We start from the raw sequence: 17916 nt of genomic DNA, 5'->3' as shown, positions 1-17916 counted from the left end.
ACCATCGCCTATTCCGCCGGCTCGACCGGCGGAAACTGGGCAGTGAAAGCCTTGACGATTTTGGAGAAGCCGATTCCCTTGGACGATTTCACCATGACGACATCGCCGGGACGGACCGCCTTTATCACCAGCGGCAGTAATTCATCGGTGCTCTGCCTGTATTCGGTGTGAATTTCAACCGGCAAGGCGTTTTTAAGCACCGACATTTCAGGGCCACCGATAAAAAGTGAACTGACTTCGGCATCCACGATCGGACGCGCGAGGTCGGCATGCAGCTTGCCCGACTGACGACCGAGTTCCAGCATGTCGCCGAGAACGGCGATGCGCCGTCCCTTAGGACCTTCCGGCTTGGACGACTGGAGCAATGCCAGCGCCGCACGCATGGAGGTCGGATTGGCATTATAACTTTCGTCGATCAGCGTGAATGTGCCGCCATCGGGATGTTGCAGCACATGCTGTGCGCCGCGCCCGCCTTCTGCTGAAAGGGTCGCCATCGCCATCGTCACCTTGGCGAGATCGGCGCCGACGAGATCGCAAGCGCCAAGGACGGCAAGCATGTTCTGCACGATATGACGGCCCGGTATGCTGACCTTCACGACGGCTTCGTGATTGCCGATCTTCACCGTCATGCAGGAGCATGTCGGGTGCAGCTTGACTTCACGCAGGCGATAATCGGCGCGCGCATTTTCGCCAAAGGTTGAAATATGCTCGACGCCAGCTTTCTCCGCCAGTTCTTCCAGCTGCTTGAAACGCTTGTCGTCACGGTTGAGCAACGCATAACCGCCCGGTACGATGCCTTCGAAAATCTCGGCCTTGGCGACCGCAATTTCTTCCAGATTGGCGAAATGGCCAAGATGCGCGGGCGCGATTAGCGTGATCAAGGCCACATGCGGGCGCACCATCTTCACCAGCGGACGAATTTCGTCATGATGATTCATGCCGATTTCGAACACACCGTAATCGGTATCGGCTGGCATGCGGGCGAGCGTCAGCGGCACGCCCCAATGATTGTTGAAGGATGCGACCGAGGCATGAACCTTGCCAACGCCGGACAGGACATGGCGCAGCGCTTCCTTGGTCGTCGTCTTGCCGACCGAACCCGTCACCGCGATGATCTGGGCCTTCGAGCGCGCACGCGATGCAATGCCCAGCTTGGTCAGCGCTTCGAGCACGTCTTCCACGACGATCATCGGCACTTTCAGATTGCCGAAAGCAGGCAGGCGATGCTCAGCCACCACCAGAAGACCTGCGCCAGCCGCCATTGCCGCCGTGGCAAAGTCGTGGCCGTCGAACAGGTCGCCCTTGATGGCGAAAAAAGCCTCGCCGGGCTTCAGCGTGCGGCTGTCGATGGAAATGCCGGTGATGCCTTTAGGGAGCTTGCCGAAGGGCCTGCCTCCCATGGCCTCAACCATATCAGCCGATGACCACAGCCAGTCTTTCATCCCTGACGCTCCTCAAGACGGGCAGCCAGTGCGGCTGCGACTTCCGCATGATCGGAGAACGGCAAGGTGATGTTGCCAACGATCTGGCCTTCCTCATGTCCCTTGCCCGCAACCACCAGCGTGTCGCCCGGCATCATCATGGACACAGCCGTGAAGATCGCTTCGCGGCGATCGCCGATTTCGGTCGCTCCGGTTGCCGCGGCCATGATCTCGGAGCGAATCTGCGCCGGCACTTCCGAACGCGGATTGTCGTCCGTGACGATCACCACATCGGCAAGACGCGAGGCGATTTCGCCCATGATCGGGCGCTTGCCCTTGTCACGGTCACCGCCGCAACCGAACACGACAATCACGCGGCCCGTGGTGAATGGGCGAACCGAAGTCAGAACATTTTCAAGCGCTTCCGGCTTATGCGCATAATCGACATAGGCCGGTGCGCCGTCTTCGGTCGCACCCACCAGATCGAGACGGCCCGGTGCGCCCTTCAGGCGTTCCAGCGCGCGCATGGCGGCGGCAGCGGGCACGCCCGTAACCATAGCGAGACCGGCTGCGACCAGCGCATTCGCCACCTGGAAATCACCGGCCAGCGGCAGCTCAATTTCAAAGATTTCGTCGCCGATGCGCACTTCCACATGCTGGCGGAATCGCTCATGCTCGACGCGCTTCAGATTGATGAAACTGCCCTTGCGGCCAACGGTCTTCACATCGCAACCGGCAGCGGTCGCCGCATCGATGGCCTGTTGCGAGAAATGATCGTCCGAAAAGATGATCGCCGGCGCGCCCTTCGGCAGCAGCGTATCGAACAGGCGCATTTTCGCGCCGAGATATTCTTCGATGGTCGCGTGATAATCCATATGGTCGCGGCCAAGATTGGTAAAGGCGCCAGCGGCGAGTTTCACGCCGTCGAGACGGCGCTGGTCCAGCCCGTGCGAAGAAGCTTCCATCGCGGCATGGGTCACGCCTTCATCGGCAAGTTCGGTCAGAACGCGCTGCAACTCCACCGGATCGGGCGTCGTCAGCGAATTATAGTCGCTGCGGGTCGGCGAAAACACGCCGGTCGTGCCGATGTTTGCAGCAGGGAAGCCCGCATAGGCCCATATCTGACGCGTGAAGGAAGCAACGGAGGTTTTGCCGCTCGTGCCCGTAACGGCAACCATGATTTCAGGCTGCTTGCCATAGAACTGCGCCGCAGCGGTGGCCAGCGCATGACGCGGATCGTCTACATGCAAGACTGGCACGCCCGCATCGGCGATGGTTGCATCCTTGGCGGCGATGACGGCGGCAGCGCCGCGTTTGATCGCATCCGCAGCGAATGCCGCTCCATCCGCCTTCACGCCTTTCAGCGCGGCGAAGAGAAAACCGCGTTCGACCTTGCGGGAATCCGAGGTAACGCCCGTGATTTCAACCTCACCGTCATTGCCGGAGGCCAGTTCCTTAAAAAGAGCGATTTCCTTCAGTTTCATGGCAATCAAATCCAAATTCCGTTGCGTCGTACCCAAAGTGGCCTCGCGGCCTGAAGCTGCACCACACGAATCAGTCGTATTCGTTGGAAACCATTGCTGGCGGCAATTCCTGTTTTAAATCAGGCCCGCCGCTTACATTGCTAACAGTTGCCGGTAGCGCATCCAGTTCGAAGTTCGGTTTGACCCCGAGGAAGGATGCCGAGCGACTGATGATTTCATAGACCATCGGCGCAGCATTGAAGCCCGCGGTCGCGCCGAATTTGCCCTGTTCCGGCTTCGGCTCGTCAATGATGGTCAGCACCACATAGGCCGGATCTTCGATCGGAAACGCGGCAAGGAAGGCGTTAAAGCGCGAATCCTTCGAATAGCGACCGTGAACCACCTTTTCAGCCGTACCCGTCTTTCCACCGACACGATAGCCCGGAACGGCTGCGCGCTTGCCCGAACCGCCCGGCGCCGTGGCATTGAGGCGGTAGAGATAACGCATATCAGCAGAAACTTGTGGATGAACGACCTGCTTCTCTCCCAGCGCGACGGTCTCAGCCTGAGAACGCATCAGGAAGGTCGGGTTGAACAGCTTGCCACCGTTCATCAACGCTGCCGCACCCACCGCAGTCTGCAACGGGGTCGTCATCATGCCGTGACCGAACGAGATGGTCATCGAATGGACCTTCTTCCAGACGCGCGGCTCAACGGGACGCGCCACTTCCGGCAATTCCGTCTGCATGCGGTCAAGAAGACCCATCTTCTTGAGGAAGGCGCGGTGGCCTTCGATGCCGACGGCATCGGCTTCGCGACCGGAACCGATATTCGACGAATAGATGAAGACTTCCGGCAGCGTCAGCCAGCGGCCCTTGCCGTGGAAGTCGCGGATGGTCTGGCGACCAAACACCAGCGGACGCGTCGCATCGAGCTTCGACTGCAAGGTGAACTTGCCGGAATCGAGCGCCATCGCCGTCGTGAAGGTCTTGATGGTCGAGCCCATTTCATAGGTGCCCGCCGACATGCGGTTCAAACGATCCTTGTCGAGCGCATTGACCGGGTTGTTCGGATCGAAATCCGGTACCGAGGCCATGGCGATGACTTCGCCGGTCTTAATGTTGAGAACAACGGCGCCGGCGGCAATGGCGCGATAACGCTCCATGGCCTTGACCAGAACGTCGCGCATGATGTGCTGCACGCGAATATCGATGGACAGGCGCACCGGCTCCAGCGACTGACCGGTCGCAAGACCGGCAAGACGGAGATCGGTCAGGCCCTGGCTGTCGATATATTTTTCCATACCGGCAATGCCCTGATTATCGACATTGACCAGACCGAGAATGTGGGATGCGGTAGGACCGCCCGGATAGAAGCGGCGCTTTTCGGTGCGGAAACCGATGCCCGGAACGCCCAGCGCCATGATCTGGCTCTGCTGCTTCGGCGTCAGGCCGCGCTTGACCCAGACAAAGCCCGCGCCGCTCTTGAGGCGCTTATAGGTCGCCTCCCAATCGAGATCGGGTAGCACCGTGGAGAGCATTTCGATGGTTTCGTCGGGATCGACGATCTTGCGCGGTTCGGCGTAGAGCGAAGCGGTGTTGATATCGGTCGCGAGAATTTCGCCGTTGCGATCCAGAATATCCGGGCGCGAGGCAAGCTGCTGCACGGCTGGACCGGAAGCATCTTCGTCCTCACCGCCGATCATGCCGAAATAGACGAGCTTGCCGCCAATCACGCCATAAATGCCGACGAAGCAGGCAATCGCCATCCACAAACGGTTGCGCGCACGATTGCCGTGCTTTTTACGCGACCCGACAAAAGCCATGTTGCCAGCCAGCTTTTCATCGCCGACCGGCTCCATGCCGTCCATCATATCCTGCTTTTTCTTTTTTGAAAGACCGAGTTTCAGCCGCATGATCAGTGCTTTGCCCCGCTCTTCTTGACGCTGCCGGTCGTGATCTTGTCCTGTTCGAGGACGCCGCTTGCCACCAGTTCATCGGTGCCGGAGATGATTTTCTGAATGTCGTCCAACGGACGCTCCGGAATGTCACCGGCGCTCAAAATGAGCTGCTCGGCCACGATGGGCTGCAGGTTCAGTTCTTTTTCATAAACGCCCGTCAGGCTTTGCAGACGGCCCGGCTGGGTCATGAGCGCCCAGTCGGCGCGCAGCAGCGTGATCGTGTCGCGCTCGGAATTGATCTGACGCGTCAGCTTGGCAATGACCGCGATCTGCTTTTCCGCGTCATACTTGATGGTGTAGGTGACAGCCGCTGCCACCAACATCGCCGCAATCATGATGAGATCAAAAGTACGCAGCACTCGTTCAACTCCGGCTTAGTTCATGCGTTTCAGGCAGTTTGGGAAGCCCGAACAGCGAAAGATCATCTTCAAGCGACGGATTATCAGTCCGCACTCCTGCGCGCAGCTTCGCCGAGCGCGCACGTGGATTGCGGGCTTCTTCTTCCGGCGTCGGCCCGACAGCGCCCTTGACGGCGGGCGTGAAACTTGGATGGCGCACATGGGTTTCGGGCATATGCCGTGAACCCGCACTGCCGCCTGCACGATCCGCGAAATAGCGCTTCACCATGCGGTCTTCGAGCGAATGGAACGTCACCACCACCAGCCGACCGCCGGGCTTTAAAACCTGTTCGGCTGCCAGCAATGCGCGGGCCAGTTCACCCAACTCATCATTTACGTAGATGCGCAATGCCTGAAACACGCGCGTCGCAGGATGGATAGGCACTTTGGGATTACGACCGACCAGCGTTTCAATCGCATTGGCGAGATCAAGCGTGCGGGTGAACGGCTGCGCCTCGCGGCGCTTCTCGATCATCCGCGCGATGCGCCCTGCATGACGCTCCTCACCGAGGAAATTGAAAATGCGCGCCAGATCGCCCATCTTCAGGCGATTAACAACATCGGCAGCGCTGGGACCTTTGCTGGACATGCGCATGTCGAGCGGCCCGTCCTTCTGGAAGGAGAAGCCGCGCTCGGCTTCATCGATCTGCATCGACGAAACACCGATATCGAGCACAACGCCATCCACTTTGCTGCCTGCTCCCTTCACTTGCGCAACGGCGGAATCCAGTGCCGAAAACCGGCTTTCCACCAGATGCAGACGCCCTGGAAACTGCTTTTCGATGGCGCGTCCGGCTTCGATGGCCGTCGGATCGCGGTCGATCGCGATCACTTCGGCGCCCTCGTCCAATATGCGACGGGTGTAGCCGCCTGCCCCAAAGGTGCCGTCGACGATGACTTCGCCGGGCTTGGGCTTGAGAGCGTCAATCACCTCGGAGATCAACACCGGAACGTGACGGACTTCAGCCCCTTCGGCTTGAGATTTGTCTCCGCCGAGGCTCGCCATCATTCCGATCCTTTCCCGGGAGTTGCCCCCGCTATCCTGTTTTCTGTCTGCGGATTCCGACCATTTGTCGTCATGACGGATTCGTTCGTCAGTTATCGGATATTAAGCTTAATGAAGCGTTATCCTTTACATGAGCGCACAGGAATATTGAGGGGAGTAAGGGAAGAGGATCGCGGGCGCTTCTTCAGCGCAAGCGTTTTTTTCGGGGCTACGAGTTCCTACCCTATTCCCCTATTCCCCTATTCCCCTACTGCCCTCCCTCCTCCCCCTATTGACGCGCCACCCGTCTGCCATTATTAAATGCAAATAGTTTGCAAGTGCATATTGGTAATAAAGGTATTTAGCATGACACCCCATGGAGCGGGCCCCTCCGAAGGTCATGACGTCACTTTTGAAGGCTGGCGGCGGGATCGCGGCGAAGCCTCAATGTCCGATGTTCATCGCTCCGTGGCGGTCAACCGCTCCGGTTCGCGCTTTCGCAGGGCCATGGCCTTTGTCGGCCCCGGCTATCTGGTCGCCGTCGGCTATATGGACCCTGGCAACTGGGCGACCTCGCTCGCCGGTGGTTCCCGCTTCGGCTATGCGCTGCTGTCGGTCGTGCTGCTGTCCAACCTGATGGCCGTTTTGTTGCAGGCGCTCTGCACACGGCTCGCAATCGCGACTGGCCGCGATCTGGCGCAGGCCTGCCGCGACGCCTATCCCCGTTTTCTCGCTTGGCCGCTCTGGCTGCTGGCGGAACTGGCGATCTGCGCCACCGATCTTGCCGAAGTCATTGGCACAGCCATCGGCCTCAACCTTCTGTTCGGCATTCCGCTCGAACTCGGTGTCATTATCACCGCCGCCGACGTGCTTCTGGTGCTCTATCTGCAAAATAAGGGCTTCCGCCGCGTCGAAGCTCTCATCATGACGCTTCTGGCCGTCATCGCGCTCTGTTTCCTGATCCAGATCCTGATGGCGCAGCCGAAATGGAACGAGGTCATTCTCGGATTTGCGCCAACGGTCGAGATCATCCGGAACCCGGACATGCTTTATATAGCGCTCGGCATTATCGGCGCGACGGTCATGCCGCATAATCTCTATCTGCATTCGGGCATCGTGCAGACCCGCGACTATGGGCATACGACCGCTGAAAAGCGCGAAGCCATCCGCTATTCGACGCTTGATTCCACCATCGCGCTGACATTCGCGCTGCTGGTCAATGCATCGATCCTGATCCTCGCCGCAGCCAGCTTCAATGCGACCGGCAATACCGGCGTGGAAGACCTCGACAAGGCGCATGCCCTGCTCAACCCGCTGCTCGGATCATCGCTGGCCCCCACGCTTTTTGCCATCGCGCTTCTGTGCTGCGGCCTGAATTCGACCATAACCGCCACCATGGCGGGGCAGATCGTCATGGAAGGCTTTATCCGTATCCGGTTGAAGCCGTGGCTGCGCCGCGCCATCACCCGCTTTGTGGCCATTGTGCCCGCCGCCGCCGTGACAATCATGTACGGTTCTCAGGGCACTACGGAACTCCTGATCCTGTCGCAAGTTGTACTCAGCCTGCAATTGCCCTTCGCGGTCATTCCGCTCGTCATGTTCACAGCGGAAAAGAAGAAGATGGGCTCGCTGGTCGCGCCGCGCTGGGTCACGCTTCTGGCCGCCATCACTGCCATTATCATCGTCGTTTTGAACCTGAAGCTCATCTATGACTTCTTCACCGGCGTACCGATCTGATTAATCCAGCGCATCCCGAAAAGTGTGAAACGGTTTTCGGAAAAGATGCGCGTTAAAATGAAGGATCCGCGCAACGCCTCCCAAGCAACTGCGCACAAGCAAAAAGCCCGGCTCAAAGCCGGGCTTTTTCGCTATCGAAGAAGTGTCAGCCGGTCTGTAAGCCGGGTTCTGTATGGCCGGGCTTTCGCCCGACGTGGCAGCCATTCATCTGGGACGGATGTTGCCACCCGCCTCTTGCAACCCACCCGGACGACTGATCCGGAAACCGATTGCCGGTCCTTGCGAACCGGCGCGCCGTCCCTATTCGGTTTTGCTCCCGGTGGGGTTTACCGTGCCGTCTGCATTGCTGCAGACGCGGTGGGCTCTTACCCCACCCTTTCACCCTTACCTCGTCATCCCTGTCGTTGCAGCTTCTGCACAACGATACGGAAGACGAGGCGGTTTACTTTCTGTGGCACTATCCCTGGGGTCACCCCCGCCGGGCGTTACCCGGCACCGTGTTTCCCTGGAGCCCGGACTTTCCTCACCTGCCGCCTTTCGGCATATGACAAGCGCGGCTGCCCGACCGACTGACACCGCGTATAAATTCGCTTCTGCCCGAAAAAGCAACAAAAAAGCCGGTAGCAAAACCGCTACCGGCTTTTCGTTCACATCAAACGGCTTGAAACTCTACGCAACCGCCGACGCAAATTCTGGAGCGAACTCCAAAAGCGATGCTTAAAGTCCGGCCATATATGCCTTCACCGAGCTGCAATATTTCGCAGAGATCGGGTTCATGCGCTTTGCGCCATGACCGGCATTGTATTTCAGGATCGTGCCGCAGGTGCTGCCGCCGCCAAGCTTCTGGGCCATGGCGAGGTATTTCATGCCGTACTGGATGTTCGTGGCAGGCTCATAAAGCCCCTTGGCCGAGCCGGAATAGCCCATGGCGCGCGCCGTCGAGAGCTTGATCTGCATCAGGCCAATTTCGCCTGCAGCACCGCGCACATTCGGCTGGAAATTGCTTTCGTGACGCACGACCGCATGAGCGAGCGAGGACGGTACGCCATAAGTGGAAGCGTAGCGGTTGATGATCTGTGAGTAGCCGCTGCCGCTCTTGACCGAACGGCTGGCGCCGCCGGACTTGGACGAACCGGAACGCGAACCCTTGCCTGCGGGGGCTGCGCGGTTGGTGATGACGGACGCCTTTTTGACCGAAGGCTTCGCCTTGTCGGCCTCAGCAACTTTGTTCTGCTGACGCGCCTTGAGAAGTGCTGCGAGGTTGGTTGGTTCACTTGCAGGGGCGCTAAGCGCCGGATTCAGGCCAAACGAACTCATCGCGCCAACAAGGGCGCTAACAATAACAAATTTTACTTTCATAACCTACCGTCTTGGAACGTTTCTTATGGGGGACCGCCCGTCTTGGGGGGAGACGATCCGTTTATTCGGGTCCCGTCCGGTATGAGCTCTCAAGGCCCATTTCCGCTGGGATTGATCGATGATCTGAAGGGGAAATGCAGCCGAAGATTGGTTGCAAAAGTAAAATCGTCTTACAGGTTGTAACAAAACCGACTCAATCGGACGTGAGTCGACGCCCCCTCACTTAAGCGAGGTCTAAAAGGTGATTCGGCTAAATTTTTGAAATTTTGAACGAAATTCTAATTAAATTGCGAAAGTCGCCCGATGGATACTGCTTGCTCAGGCGGTAACATTTTGCAGGGAAAAAATCAGCCTGTAGAGGGTATCTATGGTAGAAACATCGGCCACACCGTCTACATTTTGTGGCCGAAAGTGACGCTGAAATGCCTTAACCACGATTTCCGTGGCTTCATCGAAGATACCGGTGATCTCAATTCCATAGCCGTAGAGCGCCAGCATGGACTGCAAAGCCTCCACCGGCTGCCCCTGTTCGCCCCGCGCCAAAAACCGTCCGCCGCGGATCGGCGTCGGCTCCACATAATGCCCGACACCCGCCTCATGCAGACGTTTCCACGGAAAGCTTTGGCCGGGATCGGTCTTGCGCGCCGGTGCGATGTCCGAATGCGCCAGCACGTTCTCCGGCGCAATAGCGTGGCGTTCACAAATATCGCGGCTAAGGCGGATCACCGCCTCGATCTGCGCATCCTTAAACGGCGGATAGTCTTGCAGAACGCCCGGATTGACGATTTCGATGCCGATAGAGGCCGAATTGATGTCGGTCTCGCCCTTCCAGAAGCTCTTGCCCGCATGCCAGGCGCGGGCCTTTTCCGAAACCATCTGCAACACCTTCCCGTCCTCTAGAACGAGATAGTGAGCCGAGACCTGCATTTCGGGCGATTTCAGAATGTCGATCGCCTCCTGCGCGGTCGCAAGGCCGGTATAATGCTGGATCAGAAAAACCGGCGTCTTGCCGTCACGGCGCGGGCCGAAATTGGGCGAAGGATCGAGCGTGGCATCGGGAAAATCGGGCTTTTCCAGCGCCAGTTCCGCCAATTCCTCATCCTGAAATCCGGTTGCGTCGCTCGACGTCTGCATCACGCAGCCTCCAAATGCTTTTCTATGCTCGCCCAAGCCGCGTTTATGGCAGCAAGGCGCGCATTGGCAATAGCAATAAATTCGAGCGGCAAACCTTCGGCAACCAGCCGGTCGGGATGGTGCTGCTTGACCAGCGAACGGTAGCGGCTGCGCGCAGTATCGAACGACACCCCGCGTTCAAGACCCAGAATAGCATAAGGATCGCCCTCGCCACGCTGCACATGCCGGATCGCGATGCGGTCGAAGGCAACTTCGTCAAAGCCGAAAATACCGGCGACTTCGGTTAGAAATGCCAATTCCTTTTCATGGACATAGCCATCCGCCTTGGCGATATGAAACAGTCCGTCGAGAATATCTTCCAGAAGATGGCACTCGGTCTGGCCTTCCTGACAAAGTCCGGCCAGCTGGCGCGCATAGCTTTCGAAACCCGCCACATCCTGCTTGGCCAGATCGTAAAGCCGGGCGACATGCGCGGTTTCTTCCTGCGGCACCGCAAAAATATCCTGGAAAGCGCGTATCTCGTCCTGCGTGACCACGCCGTCGGCCTTCGCCATTTTTGCGGAGAGCGCGATCATGGCAATCGAGAAGGCCACCCGCCTGCGCGTATCGGCATCGCCTTCAAAAACGGTGCGCACAGCCTCGATAACGCCTGTAATGGCGTTCGACGTCACTGACGCCACAAACTCACCGATGCGAACCCAAATCGACATGGGGCTTTTCTACAAAATTCCGTCGCGGCTGGAAACCGCCTGCATGAAGCGAAGTCGAAAAAACAATGATTTATATGCGCTTATCACCGGTCTGTGATAAGAAATGCCCTGAACTGTTATGGTGTAAACCAAAAAAGGAGAACGCTGTTCCCAATTAATTGGATTGAACGGCGTTCTGGCGTTCATTGAAGGAGCGTTGTGCCGTCGCGGCGGCAGCTTCTCCGGCGGCCTGGGCCTGCTCGGCATTTTGCCCGACAGCCTTTGCGGCAGATTCGGCATTAGTACGGGCGCGTTCGATGGCAGCTGCCTGTTCCTCGGGTGTGGTCAAACCGGCGTTCTCGCGCAGTGCCTTGACGAGATCCGGCCCCTTTTTCTCCGATGCGCCTTCCGCTGGTGCGGCAGGCTGGGAAACAGCAGCGCCGTCCTGCGCCGGTGCGGCAGCCTTTTCCTCATTGCCCTTGCCGCAAGCAGCAAGCGCAACCAGAACAATGGCGGCAACGAAAAACAGGGTGTTACGGTTCATGACCAAAGCCATAACCGAAGACAGCCTGCGTTTAAACACGGAAATCGCTTGCGCGCCGTCTTTCCCGTAAAATGCCGCGGGATCGTTCATGCATTACACTTCCTTCTGGGACAAATGGCGATCCAGTTTCCCGGATCGCCATTCGTATGACGTTTACCACACGGGTCTATGACAGCTCACCAGCCGTAACTTGCCCGCGCTTTATTGATACAAAATAGCACCCGAGCTTAATTAGCAGGCGCAGTACCGCCCGTACCCGTGCCCGGATTTGCCGGAGCCGGTGTTGCAGGCGTGGTGTTCGTATCATTGTTCGAAGGTGCGGCCGGCGTCGTCGGGGCCGGTGCCGGAGCGTTGCTTGCGCCGTCATCCTTCTTGTCGTTGCAGGCGGCAAGGCCCAGAAGCGATACAGCGGCAACAGATGTAATCAGAAACTTCTTCATTTTGGCTCTCCTTCCTAGCGTGGGTTGCTCGATCCGAGCTCATCCCTGTTGAGCATGGCGCAGTTTGCGCAGACACCCCTCTGCTCTTTTCATTGCTTTCTTCGTGTCCATCCGGCTCCTTACCGGTCGGGCACTTTTGCGGTTGGATCAGGCACAGAACTCCTGTCGATACCCACCGTCACAGAAGAAAACGGCAGACCAAAGGAAAGGTTCTCTCAATTAGTCTTACTGTCCGTAATAAAACGCCAATATTGCAGACACTTAATCCCGCATTAATCCGTCAATCCCCCATGTCACAGCGATGTCATGCCCAGTGTTTAACTTTTTTGAAACCAAGCACGGGATTCGTCCCAAAGGGGAATTCATGGCCGACCAATCAGCCGACGGTACTATTCTGAAGCGTGCAGTAACCCAGAACCATGCGCTTTCCCGCGCAGGTTTTTCGGAACGATTGTTTGCCTGGCTCTTTAAGGGGCTGGTCTATCCGCAAATCTGGGAAGATCCGGATGTGGACATGGCAGCCCTCGCCATCCAGCCCGGCCATCGCATCGTCACCATCGCGTCTGGCGGTTGCAACGCGCTTTCCTACCTCACCGCCGATCCGGCCCGCGTCGAGGCCGTCGATCTCAACGAAGCTCATGTCGCGTTTAACCGGCTGAAGCTTGCAGCGCTCAAGAACCTGCCAGATTACAGCGCCTTTTACCGCTTCTATGGCAAGGCTGACGACAAGACCAATCTGGCTGCCTATAAGCGCTTCGTGCGTCCGCATCTTGATGCCGAAAGCCGCGCTTACTGGGAAAAGCGCAAGTGGAACGGTCGCCAGCGCATTTCCATCTTCTGGCGCGATCTTTACCGTCACGGCCTGCTCGGCGTATTCATCGGCATGGGCCATCGCGTGGCGCGGCTCTATGGCATTGATCCGCGCGATATTCTTAAATCGCGCAGCATGGAAGAACAGCGCAGCTTCTTCGACACCGCACTTGCGCCCTTGTTCGAAAAACGCATGGTGCGCTGGGCAACCGCACGCAAATCCTCGCTGTTCGGTCTTGGCATTCCGCCCCAGCAATATGATGCGCTGGCCACCGCCGGAAACGGCAATATGGCCGAGGTGCTGCGCCGCCGCCTTGAAAAGCTCGCCTGCGGCTTTCCGCTGACGGAGAACTACTTTGCCTGGCAGGCTTTCGGACGCGGCTATAGCGGCAACGAAGAAACCGGCCCGCTGCCGCCTTATCTGTCGCGCGCCAATTTCGAAACGGTTCGCGCGCGCGCCGACCGCATGACGGTGCAGAACGCCAACTATACCGATTTCCTCGCCGCCAAGCCCGCCGGTTCGGTGGACCGCTACATTCTTCTCGACGCGCAGGACTGGATGAACGACAACCAGCTCAATGCCGTCTGGAGCGAAATCACACGCACTGCCGCACCGGGCGCTCGCGTGATTTTCCGCACTGCCGCCGAGCCGAGCCTGCTGCCCGGTCGCGTCGCGCCGGAAATTCTCGACCACTGGGAATACCGCGAAGACGAATCCCGCGCATTGCATGACCGCGACCGCTCGTCGATTTATGGCGGCTTTCACCTTTATGTCCTGAAGGACGCGTGACATGCTGCAAAATACTGAAGGCAGGCAGGGCAACAGTCAGGGCGCAAGTCATGCGCGGCTGATGGACCGGGTCTATCGCCGCCAGCGCCACTTTTATGATGCGACCCGCAAATATTACCTGCTGGGCCGCGACCAGATGATCGCGACGCTCAATGTGCCGGAAGGCGGCAGCGTTCTGGAAATCGGTTGCGGCACGGGCCGCAACCTCGTCAAGACGGCCGAACACTACCCCGATGCAAAACTCTATGGCATCGATATTTCAGCAGAAATGCTGGAAACGGCCCGCAGTGCCGCCAAACGTGCGGGCATCGAAAGCCGCACCCGGCTGGAACGCGCCGATGCGGCGCAGTTCGATCCCGAACAGCTTTTCCATCAAACAGGCTTCGACCGTATCTTCATTTCCTATGCCATATCGATGATCCCGCAATGGCAATCGGTCATCCGCGAGAGCATTCGCCATCTGGCGCCACAAGGCGAGTTGCATATCGTCGATTTCGGCGATCAAAGTCGCCTGCCCCGATGGTTCAAGCGCGGGCTCTATAAATGGCTCGACTGGTTTCATGTCACGCCGCGTCAGGACATGTTCGCCGTGTGCGAACGGCTTGCTGCCGAACGCGGCCTCACAGTGGAACGCCGCGTGCTTTATCGCGGCTTTGCGTGGATCGCCGTCATCCGGGCTTTTGCATAAAATTAGGAGCAACAACGCCACAGGCTGGTGACGACCGGGTGCCGATCGCGTAACCGTTGTAGGGACTGATTCGCGACACCGGAAACCCTGCATGAAACGTCTCATGAGCCGTCTGGCCAGCCGCAATTTTCTTGGCCCCTGCTTTGCCTCCTGCATGGGCGTTTTTCTGCTTTCGGCCTGTACGACAGTGGATTACGATTTTTCCGATGTGAAAAAGAACGGCACGGTCGCCCGCATCCCACCTCCATCGGGATCGGTGAAGGCGCCGCGCTTCGGCGACCGCGATCCGCATGACTGGACCGGCAAGACGCCCTGGCACTATCCGATCCACGGCACTGACGTTTCGAAATACCAGACCAGTGTGGACTGGAGCGCGGTCCGCGCCAGCGGCATTTCCTTTGCCTTTATCAAAGCGACGGAAGGCGGCGACCGTCTGGACCACCGCTTTGCCCAACACTGGAATGGCACACGCGAGGCGGGCATTCCCCGCAGCGCCTATCATTTCTATTATTTCTGCCGTCCGGCCATCGAACAGGCGCGCTGGTATATTCAGAACGTGCCGCGCGACCCGTCCGCGCTGCCGCCCGTTCTCGACATGGAATGGAACCCGCAATCGCCGACCTGCAAATTGCGGCCCAATGCGGCGGTTGTGCGCAAGGAAATGCGCATCTTCCTTTCAGCGCTCGAAAAGCATTACGGCAAGCGTCCGATCATCTACACGACCGTAGATTTCTTCGACGATAACGACCTGCGCCAGCTTCCAGACTATCCGTTCTGGCTGCGTTCGGTCGCGGGCCACCCGGACGAAAAATACGGCCCGCATCCGTGGACTTTCTGGCAATATACCGGCACGGGCAGCATTCCGGGCATCAAGGGCGACGCGGATATCAATGTCTTCGCGGGCGACGCCGCCACATGGAAAAAGTGGCTGGAAAGCAACAAGGGCCGTTAAGACGGGCCTGTTTGGCTGATCGCACCAAGTTTTGCTTCATTTCCGGGTCTTGTTGGGGCAATAGCTTTAACAATTCCCGGAAGGGCAAGCCTGTGCCCTGCAAAATAGTGTGAGTTACCGATGAAGTTTGTTGCTTCCATCATGACAGCCGCCCTGCTCGCTTCGACCGCTGTGTCGCATGCGCAGACCGCCAGTGCGTCTCCGGCACCTGCGGCTCCGGCTGAAACTGCCGTGAACATGCCCAAGCCCGAATGCGAAACCGATCTCGGCCAGTGGGTCGAAAATCTGGCCAAGGAAGCACGTGAAGCTGGCGTCGGCGACAAGGGTATCAGCGAGCTGCACAAGGCCTCGCTTGAACAGAAGGTGCTCGACCGGGACCGCAAGCAGACCGTCTTCAACCTGACCTTCACCGAATTTTCCAAGCGCCTCATCTCCGAAGCGCGCCTGAAAAAAGGCCAGGAAAATCTGGTCAAATATGCCGATGTCTTCAAGAAAGTCGAAGACACCTATGGCGTGCCGGGTCCCGTTCTCGCTGCCTTCTGGGGCCTTGAAACCGACTACGGCGCGATTCAGGGCGATTTCGACACGCTGAATGCGCTTGTTACCCTTTCCTACGACTGCCGCCGCCCGGACCTTTTCCGTCCGCAGCTGATCGCGCTGCTCAAGCTGTTCGACACGGGCGTTGTCGATGCGAGCACGACCGGCGCATGGGCTGGCGAAATCGGCATGATGCAGCTTCTGCCCAAGGATTATCTGGAGCGCGGCGTCGATGGCGACGGTGACGGCAAGGTCGATCTGAAGAACAGCGTTCCCGACGCCATGATGACCGCCGGTCGCATGATTTCGGAACTTGGCTGGAAACGCGGCCAGCCGTGGCTGGAAGAAGTGCGCATCACCAAGGATTTGCCTTGGGAAGAAGCCATCCGCACCAACCGCAAGCCGCACTCCTGGTGGGCCGCGCAGGGAGTGACCGGCCTGAAGGGTCCGCTTGGGCCGGATGACGGCGATGCTTCGCTGCTGCTGCCGCTGGGCCGCAAGGGCCCGGCCTTCCTGTCCTATGCGAATTTCGACGTCTTCGTCGAATGGAACAAATCCATCGTCTACGCCACGACCGCCGCCTATTTTGCGACGCGCCTCGCGGGTGCGCCTGCATTCGATCCCGGCAATCCAATTCCGGGTCTGACGCAGGACCAGATGAAGGAGCTGCAAACCAAGCTTCAGGCGCGCGGCTATGATATGGGCGCGAAGATCGACGGCGTTTACGGTCTCCTGACCCGCGATGCCGTGCGCGCCGAACAGATGCGGCTTGGCATGCCGGCCGATTCCTGGCCAACCCAGGAGCTGCTGGACAAGCTCTGAGTCACACAATGAGGGCGCGGGCTAATCCCCGCGCCTTTTCCTTTCCGACACCCTGACCGCGAATGCCTGCCTCATGCTCACCACCCTGATCGTCGTCCTGCCCGTATTTGCGCTGATTTTTTCCGGCTGGGGGGCGTTCAAGCTGAAAATACTGGGACCGCACGCCATAGCAGAGCTGAACCGCTTCGTGGTTTATCTGGCGCTGCCTGCGCTGCTGTTCGACATCATGGCCAACACCCATGGCAGCGAACTCTGGCAACCGGGCTTCATCGCCGTCTTCCTCTTGAGCAGCGCCGTCGCCTTCGTCCTGCCCTTTCTGGTGCGGCTGCGCGGAAAGCTGCCGCTTGCCGACACCGCGCTGGACGGCCTCAATGCCGCCTATCCCAATACCGGCTATATGGGCATTCCGCTGTCGATGATCGCTTTCGGTTCCGGCGTTCTGGCCGCAACCACCATTTCCATCATCATCACCGTTTGCGTGACTTTCGCCTTTGCAATCGTGCTGATCGAGATCGGCCTGCAAACCGAGAAGAAGCCGTTTCATCTCGTCTGGAAAGTCGTCCGTTCGCTTATCCGCAATCCGCTGCTTTTTGCACCGGCGCTTGGCGCGATATTTTCTTTCCTCGGGCTGACGATCCCCGCCCCCGCCGAAACTTTCCTGAAAATGCTCGGCGGCGCAGCATCGCCCTGCGCGCTCGTGGCGCTTGGCCTGTTCCTCGCGCAATCGCGCAAGGTCGAACGCGAAAGCGTCAACGCCATCGCATTCCTCGTGTCGATCAAGCTGATCGTCCAGCCGCTCGCCACATGGCTGCTCGCGGTCTATGTCTTCGGATTGCCGCCGCTGATGGCGGAAAGTGCCGCCCTTCTCGCCGCCTTGCCGACGGGCACCGGCCCTTTCATGCTCGCCGAACATTACCGGCGCGAGGCGGCCATCACCTCCAACGTCATTCTCTATTCGACGGTAATTTCGGTGGTAACACTCTCCGCCTATCTGGCTTTGATCCGCTGATAAAAAGCGGGATTTCGCATAGGCGCATTGTAGGAGCGGATTGTGGGAATTGTGGCTATTTCCCTGTAGATCCTGTCAGTTCTGTGTCTTTTTCATGAAATGTGAACAGATTTTTCAGGTCAAAAATTTCAATAACTTAGGTGGTAAACAGAAGGTTTTTTTTCCAATCACGCCAGGT

At 58.5% G+C, this 17916-nt stretch carries 15 protein-coding genes, 1 other RNA gene and 1 pseudogene; 6 read left to right on the top strand and 11 right to left on the bottom strand.

The features are described 5' to 3' along the window. Positions 1-8: 8 nt before the first annotated feature. From WIX40_RS00665 to rsmH, 5 genes are all read right to left on the bottom strand, one after another. Positions 9-1442 carry a UDP-N-acetylmuramoylalanyl-D-glutamyl-2,6-diaminopimelate--D-alanyl-D-alanine ligase gene (locus tag WIX40_RS00665; RefSeq protein ID WP_109369415.1) on the bottom strand — a complete coding sequence of 478 codons (1434 nt, stop codon included), beginning with the start codon at positions 1440-1442 and terminating at the stop codon, positions 9-11. Continuing rightward, positions 1439-2911, bottom strand: a complete 1473-nt coding sequence (locus WIX40_RS00660) for a UDP-N-acetylmuramoyl-L-alanyl-D-glutamate--2,6-diaminopimelate ligase (RefSeq protein WP_109370265.1) — start codon at positions 2909-2911, stop codon at positions 1439-1441. The genes WIX40_RS00665 and WIX40_RS00660 overlap by 4 nt, the downstream gene beginning before the upstream one ends. Positions 2912-2975: 64 nt before the next feature. Then, a complete protein-coding gene (locus WIX40_RS00655; RefSeq protein WP_109369416.1) occupies positions 2976-4799 on the bottom strand; it encodes a peptidoglycan D,D-transpeptidase FtsI family protein in 1824 nt (607 codons plus the stop codon). A gap of 2 nt (positions 4800-4801) precedes the next feature. After that, the gene (ftsL, locus tag WIX40_RS00650; protein ID WP_109369417.1) at positions 4802-5203 is read right to left on the bottom strand and encodes a cell division protein FtsL; all 402 of its coding nucleotides are present in this window, start codon (positions 5201-5203) and stop codon (positions 4802-4804) included. A 4-nt stretch (positions 5204-5207) separates the two neighbouring features. Next, positions 5208-6251, bottom strand: coding sequence for a 16S rRNA (cytosine(1402)-N(4))-methyltransferase RsmH (gene rsmH / locus WIX40_RS00645; protein ID WP_171318237.1), 1044 nt, complete (start codon positions 6249-6251; stop codon positions 5208-5210). Positions 6252-6593: 342 nt separating this feature from the next. On the opposite strand from rsmH, the gene WIX40_RS00635 reads away from it, so the two are divergent. Further along, positions 6594-7964, top strand: coding sequence for an Nramp family divalent metal transporter (locus tag WIX40_RS00635; protein WP_339437970.1), 1371 nt, complete (start codon positions 6594-6596; stop codon positions 7962-7964). A gap of 141 nt (positions 7965-8105) precedes the next feature. On the opposite strand, the gene rnpB is transcribed toward WIX40_RS00635, so the two are convergent. From rnpB to WIX40_RS00605, 6 genes and pseudogenes are all read right to left on the bottom strand, one after another. After that, positions 8106-8537: RNase P RNA component class A (gene rnpB, locus WIX40_RS00630), an RNA gene on the bottom strand. Between the two features lie 144 nt (positions 8538-8681). Then, positions 8682-9323: a lytic transglycosylase domain-containing protein gene (locus WIX40_RS00625; RefSeq protein ID WP_109369420.1), complete on the bottom strand. Its 642-nt coding sequence runs from the start codon at positions 9321-9323 to the stop codon at positions 8682-8684. 318 nt (positions 9324-9641) lie between these two features. Further along, a complete protein-coding gene (locus WIX40_RS00620; RefSeq protein ID WP_339437967.1) occupies positions 9642-10457 on the bottom strand; it encodes an N-acetylmuramoyl-L-alanine amidase in 816 nt (271 codons plus the stop codon). Next, complete coding sequence (locus WIX40_RS00615; protein WP_109369422.1) at positions 10457-11167, bottom strand: J domain-containing protein; 711 nt, start codon at positions 11165-11167, stop codon at positions 10457-10459. Before WIX40_RS00615 ends, WIX40_RS00620 begins: the two co-directional genes overlap by 1 nt. Positions 11168-11321: 154 nt before the next feature. Continuing rightward, positions 11322-11773 (bottom strand): annotated as a pseudogene (locus WIX40_RS00610) (antifreeze protein). Positions 11774-11917: 144 nt separating this feature from the next. Then, positions 11918-12130 (bottom strand): hypothetical protein, encoded by a 213-nt coding sequence (locus tag WIX40_RS00605; protein WP_339437965.1) that lies wholly within the window; start codon positions 12128-12130, stop codon positions 11918-11920. 364 nt (positions 12131-12494) lie between these two features. Between WIX40_RS00605 and WIX40_RS00600 the strand changes: the two genes are divergently transcribed. The 5 genes from WIX40_RS00600 (at position 12495) to WIX40_RS00580 (ending at position 17738) form a co-directional block, all read left to right on the top strand. Then, positions 12495-13730, top strand: coding sequence for a BtaA family protein (locus tag WIX40_RS00600; RefSeq protein ID WP_339437963.1), 1236 nt, complete (start codon positions 12495-12497; stop codon positions 13728-13730). Position 13731: 1 nt separating this feature from the next. Then, the gene (locus WIX40_RS00595; protein ID WP_339437961.1) at positions 13732-14418 is read left to right on the top strand and encodes a class I SAM-dependent methyltransferase; all 687 of its coding nucleotides are present in this window, start codon (positions 13732-13734) and stop codon (positions 14416-14418) included. Between the two features lie 103 nt (positions 14419-14521). Next, entirely contained in the window at positions 14522-15370 is an 849-nt protein-coding gene (locus WIX40_RS00590; protein WP_339440898.1) for a glycoside hydrolase family 25 protein, read from the top strand. Between the two features lie 120 nt (positions 15371-15490). Then, entirely contained in the window at positions 15491-16729 is a 1239-nt protein-coding gene (locus tag WIX40_RS00585; RefSeq protein WP_109369427.1) for a lytic murein transglycosylase, read from the top strand. 73 nt (positions 16730-16802) lie between these two features. Continuing rightward, the gene (locus WIX40_RS00580; RefSeq protein ID WP_140024188.1) at positions 16803-17738 is read left to right on the top strand and encodes an AEC family transporter; all 936 of its coding nucleotides are present in this window, start codon (positions 16803-16805) and stop codon (positions 17736-17738) included. The last annotated feature ends 178 nt before the right edge of the window (positions 17739-17916 follow it).

The organism is Ochrobactrum teleogrylli (assembly GCF_037482325.1).
GTDB classification, from domain to species: domain Bacteria; phylum Pseudomonadota; class Alphaproteobacteria; order Rhizobiales; family Rhizobiaceae; genus Brucella; species Brucella teleogrylli.
Note: the sequence above shows the minus strand (reverse complement) of the source record. Positions and strands in the feature narration are given on the sequence as shown.

Excerpts from the sequence above, each read along its gene's own strand:
- WIX40_RS00665 (WP_109369415.1), bottom strand. The coding sequence starts at position 1,442 with ATGAAAGACTGGCTGTGGTCATCGGCTGATATGGTTGAGGCCATGGGA.
- WIX40_RS00655 (WP_109369416.1), bottom strand. The coding sequence starts at position 4,799 with ATGCGGCTGAAACTCGGTCTTTCAAAAAAGAAAAAGCAGGATATGATG.
- rsmH (WP_171318237.1), bottom strand. The coding sequence starts at position 6,251 with ATGATGGCGAGCCTCGGCGGAGACAAATCTCAAGCCGAAGGGGCTGAA.
- WIX40_RS00635 (WP_339437970.1), top strand. The coding sequence starts at position 6,594 with ATGACACCCCATGGAGCGGGCCCCTCCGAAGGTCATGACGTCACTTTT.
- WIX40_RS00625 (WP_109369420.1), bottom strand. The coding sequence starts at position 9,323 with ATGAAAGTAAAATTTGTTATTGTTAGCGCCCTTGTTGGCGCGATGAGT.
- WIX40_RS00620 (WP_339437967.1), bottom strand. The coding sequence starts at position 10,457 with ATGCAGACGTCGAGCGACGCAACCGGATTTCAGGATGAGGAATTGGCG.
- WIX40_RS00615 (WP_109369422.1), bottom strand. The coding sequence starts at position 11,167 with ATGTCGATTTGGGTTCGCATCGGTGAGTTTGTGGCGTCAGTGACGTCG.
- WIX40_RS00605 (WP_339437965.1), bottom strand. The coding sequence starts at position 12,130 with ATGAAGAAGTTTCTGATTACATCTGTTGCCGCTGTATCGCTTCTGGGC.
- WIX40_RS00600 (WP_339437963.1), top strand. The coding sequence starts at position 12,495 with ATGGCCGACCAATCAGCCGACGGTACTATTCTGAAGCGTGCAGTAACC.
- WIX40_RS00595 (WP_339437961.1), top strand. The coding sequence starts at position 13,732 with ATGCTGCAAAATACTGAAGGCAGGCAGGGCAACAGTCAGGGCGCAAGT.
- WIX40_RS00590 (WP_339440898.1), top strand. The coding sequence starts at position 14,522 with ATGAGCCGTCTGGCCAGCCGCAATTTTCTTGGCCCCTGCTTTGCCTCC.
- WIX40_RS00585 (WP_109369427.1), top strand. The coding sequence starts at position 15,491 with ATGAAGTTTGTTGCTTCCATCATGACAGCCGCCCTGCTCGCTTCGACC.
- WIX40_RS00580 (WP_140024188.1), top strand. The coding sequence starts at position 16,803 with ATGCTCACCACCCTGATCGTCGTCCTGCCCGTATTTGCGCTGATTTTT.